This window comes from Desulfovibrio sp. SGI.102, from assembly GCF_050314315.1.
In the GTDB taxonomy this organism is placed as follows: Bacteria; Desulfobacterota; Desulfovibrionia; order Desulfovibrionales; family Desulfovibrionaceae; genus Desulfovibrio.
Map to the genome: position 1 here is coordinate 1 of NZ_JBNPNC010000077.1, position 7,437 is coordinate 7,437.

Annotated in this window: 6 protein-coding genes and 1 other RNA gene; 3 read left to right on the forward strand and 4 right to left on the reverse strand. The window is 58.3% G+C overall.

Features of this window, described 5'->3' with window-relative positions:
- Positions 1-37 precede the first annotated feature (37 nt).
- Positions 38-550 carry a hypothetical protein gene (locus ACQRCJ_RS11510; protein WP_303931911.1) on the reverse strand — a complete coding sequence of 171 codons (513 nt, stop codon included), beginning with the start codon at positions 548-550 and terminating at the stop codon, positions 38-40.
- 187 nt (positions 551-737) lie between these two features.
- Here ACQRCJ_RS11510 and aspA point away from each other — a divergent pair, with 187 nt between their 5' ends.
- Complete coding sequence (gene aspA / locus ACQRCJ_RS11515; protein WP_427799849.1) at positions 738-2,132, forward strand: aspartate ammonia-lyase; 1,395 nt, start codon at positions 738-740, stop codon at positions 2,130-2,132.
- Positions 2,133-2,372: 240 nt separating this feature from the next.
- On the opposite strand, the gene ACQRCJ_RS11520 is transcribed toward aspA, so the two are convergent.
- The gene (locus ACQRCJ_RS11520; protein ID WP_168936532.1) at positions 2,373-3,710 is read right to left on the reverse strand and encodes a sodium-dependent transporter; all 1,338 of its coding nucleotides are present in this window, start codon (positions 3,708-3,710) and stop codon (positions 2,373-2,375) included.
- Between the two features lie 149 nt (positions 3,711-3,859).
- Between ACQRCJ_RS11520 and ssrA the strand changes: the two genes are divergently transcribed.
- Positions 3,860-4,241, forward strand: a transfer-messenger RNA (tmRNA) gene (ssrA, locus tag ACQRCJ_RS11525).
- A gap of 206 nt (positions 4,242-4,447) precedes the next feature.
- Entirely contained in the window at positions 4,448-5,662 is a 1,215-nt protein-coding gene (locus ACQRCJ_RS11530) for a tyrosine-type recombinase/integrase (protein ID WP_427799850.1), read from the forward strand.
- Here the strand turns inward: ACQRCJ_RS11530 and ACQRCJ_RS11535 are convergent.
- Positions 5,626-5,868: a helix-turn-helix transcriptional regulator gene (locus tag ACQRCJ_RS11535; RefSeq protein ID WP_006005948.1), complete on the reverse strand. Its 243-nt coding sequence runs from the start codon at positions 5,866-5,868 to the stop codon at positions 5,626-5,628. The genes ACQRCJ_RS11530 and ACQRCJ_RS11535 overlap by 37 nt on opposite strands.
- Before the next feature lie 97 nt (positions 5,869-5,965).
- Complete coding sequence (locus ACQRCJ_RS11540) at positions 5,966-6,931, reverse strand: phage antirepressor N-terminal domain-containing protein (protein WP_427799851.1); 966 nt, start codon at positions 6,929-6,931, stop codon at positions 5,966-5,968.
- Positions 6,932-7,437 lie beyond the last annotated feature (506 nt).

The window sequence follows — 7,437 nt, forward strand, 5'->3', positions numbered from 1 at the left end:
CACACCCAAGGTGTGCCCTTTTGCGTAAAAGGAGAGATCAGTTCAGGCGCTGGGACGTTGCCGGCATGACCTGCTGGACACGGGCCGCGATCTCCGTCTTGAGGCTGTGGAGGACACGGCTTTGCTGATGCAGGGTCTGGGCCAGCTTTTCCAGGCCGGGGATGGCGCCCAGCTTCTGGAAGCTTTCGTTCCAGATGGCCGTGAAGGCTTCGCTGTGATAACTGGCCGTATCGCGCAGCAGCTCATGGATGCGCCGATTGTATGCTTCCAGAACTTTCTGGATATCCTGCCAGTGGTTTTCCAGCAAACCCCGGTCCTGCTGGAGCTTTTCACTCCAGATGAAGTCCAGGCGGAACTGGAATTCGTGCCAGGCATCAAGGCTGGCCAGGCGGCGATCCTCTTCATTGCTTTCCAGATGACGGATGAAATTGTCCGCCAGATCTTCCGAGTAGAACCAGGCGATGGTGGTGAAGCCCATCAGGGTCGGTACACACACGGACCAGCGCGTCCTGCCGTCGGCCGTGGAAGTCTTTCTGCAAAAGAATATCATGCTGCTATCTCCTGTATCTTCGAGGGAATCTTCTCTGGCGAACCTACAGCGCGTTGCCGCCGCTGGCAAGAGCTGCGGACAGGGGAGTAGTGGACTTTGCTCCGGCATCCCGGTACGCTTGGCAACAGGGTTCCGTTATCCGCGCTGTTCAGGCGTTGTCTTTTTCGGCATAGCCACAGGAGGTCCCATGAGTCGGCTGGAGCATGATTTTCTGGGTGAATTGACCATAGATGATTCGGTTTACTATGGCGTGCAGACCTTGCGGGCCATGAACAATTTCCATATCTCCGGAACGCCGCTTTCCCAATTTCCGGAAATGATCTGGGCCCTGGCCTGCGTCAAAAAAGCCTGTGCCCTGGCCAATATGGAATTGCAGGTACTGCCCCGGGATATCGGCATCGCCATTTGTGCCGCCTGTGACCGTATCCTGGCCGGGAACATGCTCGACCAGTTCCCTGTGGACTGCATCCAGGGCGGGGCGGGGACGTCCACGAACATGAATGCCAACGAGGTCATCGCCAATCTGGCGCTGGAGATCATGGGGCATCCCAAGGGGGCCTATACTTATTGCCATCCCAACAACCACGTCAATTGCTCGCAGTCGACCAACGACGTCTATCCCACGGCCTTGCGGCTGGCCCTTTTCCGGCTGCTGGACTACCTTGTGGAACATATGATCCCCTTGCAGAAGGGCTTTGCGGCCAAGAGCGTGGAGTTCTCCCATATCGTCAAGATGGGACGCACACAGCTCCAGGATGCTGTGCCCATGACCCTGGGGCAGGAATTCGGCAGCTATGCCACGACCATAGGGGAGGATATCCAGCGCATCCATGAGGCGCAGAAATTGTTGCTGGAAGTCAATCTGGGGGCCACGGCCATCGGGACAGGCATCAATTCTCCCCAGGGCTATGCGCAGCTCGTGGGCGCGCGCCTGGCCGAGATCAGTGACATCCCCGTTCGGCTCTCCACCAATCTGGTGGAAGCGACGTGGGATACCGGCGCCTATGTGCAGACATCCGGCGTCCTGAAGAGGACAGCTGTCAAGATCTCAAAGATTTGCAATGACTTGCGTCTACTGTCTTCCGGCCCGCGTACGGGCTTCCATGAGATAAATCTGCCGCGGATGCAGCCGGGATCCTCCATCATGCCGGGCAAGGTCAACCCCGTGATCCCCGAGGTTGTCAATCAGGTCGCTTTCGACATCATCGGCAAGGACGTGACCATCACCCTGGCCGCCGAGGCCGGGCAGCTGGAGCTGAACGTGATGGAACCCATCATCGCCTTTACGCTTTTTACGGGGATCCGCAGGCTGGCCCGGGCCTTCAGTACCCTGCAGGAACGCTGTGTTGCAGGGATCACGGCCAATGCCGACCGCTGCCGGCAGCTGGTGGAGAACAGCATCGGGATCGTTACGGCGCTGAATACCCGCCTTGGGTATGAAACGTCAGGGAGCATCGCCAAGGAAGCCCTGGAAAGCGGGCGTTCCGTCATGGATCTTGTTCTTGAAAAACAGCTGCTTACCCGGGAAGAACTGGATGAACTGCTGCTCCCGGAAAATATGATCCATCCATTTTTAAAGTGATACTTTAATAAATTTCGGCTTGCCGGGCTGGATCGTATCGACACCGGCAAGACAGAAAAAAACTTGGTGAGAGAACAAGAAAGCCCGACGTAAAGCCGGGCTTTCTTTATTTTCGATGGCGGGGCAGAAGCGGTTTATCCTGGTCTGTTGTCGGCACGGGGCACCGAAGAAGACCATATCCAGGAGGGGGAGGCTCGCTCCAACTGTTCTATGCGGTTACCGGTTGTTCTGTCCTTGGCCCTAAATGATGCCCAAACCATGCAGCAGCACCAGGGTGATGAGCACAGGCGTCACCGTGCGGCACAGGGTACGTACCAGTCTGGCCGGCATACCGCCCCCCAGAGCCGCGAGCATATGCTCTTTTTCCCAGAAATAGCCCACGAACAGACTCGTCACGATGCCGCTGAGCGGCATCAAAATGGTGGATGATAACGCATCGTACAGGTCGAAGAACGTCAGGCCGAACAGCTTCACATCCTGCAATGCAGGACCGGTGGAAAGGGTTGCCGGCAGGCCCAGCAGGACGAGCCCGGCCAGCAGGATGGGCACCGCCTTGGTCCGCGGCAGGGAAAAGCGTTCGGAGAGCCAGGCCACCGGGACTTCCAGCAAGGAAAGGATGGCTCCGGTGGAGGCGATGGCAGACAGGATGAAAAAGAGCGTTGCAAAAAAGGTCCCGCCCGGCATGGAAGCGAAGACGGCGGGTATGGTCAGGAAGAGCAGGGCAGGCCCTTCCGCGGGCTGAAAGCCGAAGCTGAACACAGCGGGGAAGATGGCGATGCCGGCCAGCAGGGAGACCAGTAGGTCGCAGATCATGACGCGGGTGGCCATGAGCGGGATATTGACGTCTTCCTTGAAGTAGCTGCCGTAGGTCAGCATGCAGCCCATGCCGAGGGACATTTTAAAAAAGGCCAGCCCCATGGCCATCATGATGACGGAAGCGTCAACCCGTTCCCACTGGGGCATGAACAGAAAGCGCAAGCCTTCGGAGGCCCCCGGCAGGGTCAGGCTGCGGATGCAGACCCCCACCAGCAGCAGGAAAAGGACAGGCATCAGGATACGCGTCACTTTTTCGATACCGGCCGAGGCGCCGCGCATGATGATGCCCCCCGTCAGCAGCAGGACGAGCCATTGCCAGAACAGGGACACGGGCCCATCATTCAGCAAAGAGGAAAAACTGGCCTGGGCCACGGCCGGATCCGTGGACGAGACGGCGCCCGTGGCGGATTTGAAGATATAGGCAAAGACCCAGCCTGCCACGTCGGAATAGAAGCCCAGGATCAGCAGGCAGCTGATGATGGCTGAAAGGCCTATCAGCCACCAGCCGGTGCGGGGGGCCAGCTTCTGGAAAATGCTGATGACGTTGCTGCGTCCGGCCCGGCCGAGGCTGAGGTCCGATATCATCAGCGGCAGCCCGATGCAGAGCGATGCCAGCAGATAGACCACAAGGAACGATGCACCGCCGTTCTGGCCAACCAGTGAGGGAAACTTCCAGATATTACCGAGCCCGACGGCAGAGCCCAGCGTTGCCGCCAGGACACCCAGCCGTGAAGAAAAATGATCTCGAGTGGCAGAAGCCATGCATCCTCCGTACGGGTTGAAACATATTCCAGAAGGGCGGTTGTAGCGTCTGGAGTTTTTTTGTGCAACCTCTTCACCTGTCGTACACGGGCCATAAAAAAACAGCTTGTCAAAGCAGGCAGTATTATCTATAGTAGTAATTCCCAATTGGGGGCGCATTGGTTTCGACGGGGATGTGGAAACCAAAGTTGCAGGTCGAGGCGCCGCTGGCCTCGTAAAAAGCGGCACAAAAGTAATTGCCAACAACGATTACGACTACGCTTACGCTGCCTAAAAACAGCGAGGCACCTGACCACATTTGATGGTCACGTCAGACGGGCCGACGCCTGATACGTCCGGCTGGCGACATCGCATCAGGCTGGTGGAGCTTGGCGCCTGCCGGGAGTTTCCACGAGATCTGTACCGGCGGGATTGCTGCTCTGTGCCCGGTCAGGGGCGAGCAGGGTGGTGAAATTTGTTCCTGACCTAAACCTGTAGACGCTTTGCGTGGAATGTTCTCGGACGGGGGTTCGACTCCCCCCGCCTCCACCATCAGCGCATGTCCCAGAGGCCCACGGTGTACCAAAATGCACCGTGGGCCTTTTCTTTTCGCGGGGTTACAGTCCCTTGTCGTCCCGGTTTGTCCCTGTTTGTGTCATAGCAGCACACTTTATCTGGGGGTACATTTTGGGGTATATTTATCAATCCCCAAACAGGTACCCCCAGATGTACCCCAAAGATATCCCCGGGAGGCAAGCATGGCGCAGCTCACAGAGATGAAGATCAAGGCTATCAAGCCGGGCGCGAAAATGGCCCGCTATTATGATAGCGGGGGCCTCTATTTGCAGGTCAGCCCGACAGGGGGGAAATATTGGCGCTTCAAGTACCGTGTCGAAAAAAAGGAAAAACTGGTGGCCTTGGGTACATGGCCTCAGGTGAGCCTGAAAGAAGCCAGAGAGAAGCGCGACCAGTGCCGGCAGGAGATAGCAGCCGGAAACGATCCCATGCTGCTCAAAAAAGCGAGGGCCGAAGCGGCGTGTCCTGGTCGCACCTTTCAGGAGGTGGCAGAGGCCTGGCGCAACAATATGGAGAACGTCTGGTCGGAGAGCCATGCCAAGACGATCCGGGAGCGTCTGGCACTGAACGTATATCCTGTGCTGGGGAAGAAAGACATCGCGGACATACGGCCAACGGAGATCCTGGCCATGCTGCGCAAGATAGAAGCCCGGGGTGCCTATGAGACCGCCCAGCGCGTCCTGGGCATCTGCGGGCAGATCTTCCGGTATGGCGTCGCTGTCGGCTTGCTGGAATCGGATCCCAGCCGTGATCTTCGCGGGGCGCTTGTGCCACACCAGGGAAAGCAGCTGGCCGCGATCACGGATCCTGCGGAAGTGGGGGCGTTGCTCCTGTGCATGGATCGGTACAAAGGCGGGGTGGTGGTACGGGCTGCGCTGCAATTCAGCGCGCTGACCTTCTGCCGGCCAGGTGAGATCCGGCACGCAGAGTGGGGAGAGGTGGATTTTGAGGCGCGGGAATGGCGCATCCCGGCAGAGAAGATGAAGATGCGGAAGGAGCACCGCGTGCCGCTTTCCCGGCAGGCCATGCTGGTGCTTGAGGATATCCGCCAGTTCACCGGGGACGGACGTTATGTCTTCCCTGGGGTGTCCCGTTCCAGGCCCCTGAGTGAGAATGGGGTGACGTCTGCGCTGCGGCGGATGGGGTACAGCGGCGATCAGATGACGGCCCATGGTTTCCGGGCCATGGCTTCCACGCTGCTGAATGAGCTGGGCTTTCGGGGCGATGTTATAGAGGCCCAGCTTGCCCACACGGGAGGGGACAAGATCCGGGCCATCTATAACCGCGCAGAGTACATGAAGGAGCGCCGTCGCCTGATGCAGGCCTGGGCGGACTATCTGGATGAATTGCGGGCCAGGGCTCAGTCTGTTTCCGGGGTGGCGGAAAGGTTGGCATAGACGCCCCGCAAGTCTCCGAGCCGCCAGAAGGGGGTGCGGCCCCGATACCGCGGCGCCGGGATGATGCCGCGCTTGATGTAGCGGTAAAAGGTGTTCCTGGAGATGTTGAGGTACTGCATGGCCTGCTGGGCTCGCAGTATCCGGCCGCTGTCCGCACAGATTTCCGGGGGAAGACTTGGGGTCTGCAGGATGCTTTCAGAGGGCATAGGGGTCTCCTTTTGTCTCGTGTTTTCGTTGCCGCCGGGCAATAAAAAAGGCCGCCCAAAGGGCGGCCTTTTTCATGTTTTCGGTGTGTGATTGATCTTATCTTCCCAGCGCCACGGCCACGTTGAGGCTCAGGCGCAAGTGCAGGCTGGCGTCATCCAGCGCCTGGCGGAAGCGTTGCTCGGCTTCCGTGCGGCTCTGGAACAGGCTGTCCAGCAGGCACTGCGTGCTGAACATGGTATCGGCGTTGCGGCCCAGGTCGGACACGGCGTAGCTGAACAGGTCGCCGCGGCGGGCGTCCAGTTCCCGCAGCATGGCCATGAACTCTTGCCGGAGGCCGGCCTCGCGCCGTGTCCAGTCCTGCCACAGCTCCAGCAGCGCGGCCTCCTGCGGGCCGGGGACGTGGCTCCGGTCACGGTGCGGCGGGTAGAAGCAGCCGTTGCGGTACAGGGGCAGGCGCTCCGGTTGCGGCAGCAGGGCCGGGGTTATTTCCATGCGGGTGAGGTAGGCCACGGCCTCGCTCATGCGGCATTGGGGCAATTGCTTGTAGCTGCCCAGACGGAAATGGTTGTTGAAGCGCGACCAGATCTGCGGATACAGGCCCTTGCTGCGGCGTTCTGCCGGGATGCCTTCCACCCTTGCCCGGACGATGGCCTGCAAGGTACATTGCTGGTCAGGGGTGATGGCGGCTTCCGCCGTCTGCGGGACCGGGCGTTCGGCGCGGCCGTGCATCCAGTAGTTCCACAGGGCGTCGTCACTTTCGGCCTGGTAGAGCTCTATCTTTGCCCGCAGCTCCGGCCGGACCTTTCTGGGATTGATGCTGTTGAGGTAGGAGGGCAGCTTGCGGACAGGCATGCAGAGCATTTCCTGCTCGCCGCCTTCCGAAGGTATAACGATGTTCGTTATACCCCACCGTTCTCTGTTGGTATTCAGCTTTTGGCATTGAGATTGCCACGCCAAGCCGATATTCTCCACGATGGGCTTCATAGGTGTGTAAGGCTGGCTTTGGTAGTCGATGCAGAAGATGGTGTCGCCGTGGAAGGTGACGGGAGAAAGCTGGCACATGATGGCCTCCTTACGTTGGGGATTGCGGAGAAACAAAAAAAAGGCGACATGACGCTCCCCAGCCGTAAGAGCTGCCGGGTCCTCGCGGATACCGGACGTCATGCCGCCAAAATTTGCCAACAGGCAAAGTGGCTTTGTTGTTTCTCCATCTGCAAAGCCGCGCCTTGGGGGCAACGGCAGGCGGCAGACTATCGCCTCTTACGGTTGGGAAGCTCAGAAGGCCATAGAATGCCGCCCTTGTCAACAAAAAAGGCCACCTTTAGGGTGGCCATGTATATATGGCAACGGTAATTTAATACTTAGAAATAGCTGAGTTTTACTTTTAGAATTTGACTAATTTTATTCAGGAAGATCAGCCCGTATAGCCCAAAGAAATTGGATAAATGTGAAGCATGGAATATTTAGTAACTGGCAAACATGGGGAATTTTTACCTCTTTATAATTAGAGAATGTCCGGCATACATCTTGCTATACTAGTTTTCTCCAAAGGATACAGGCCAAAGCAA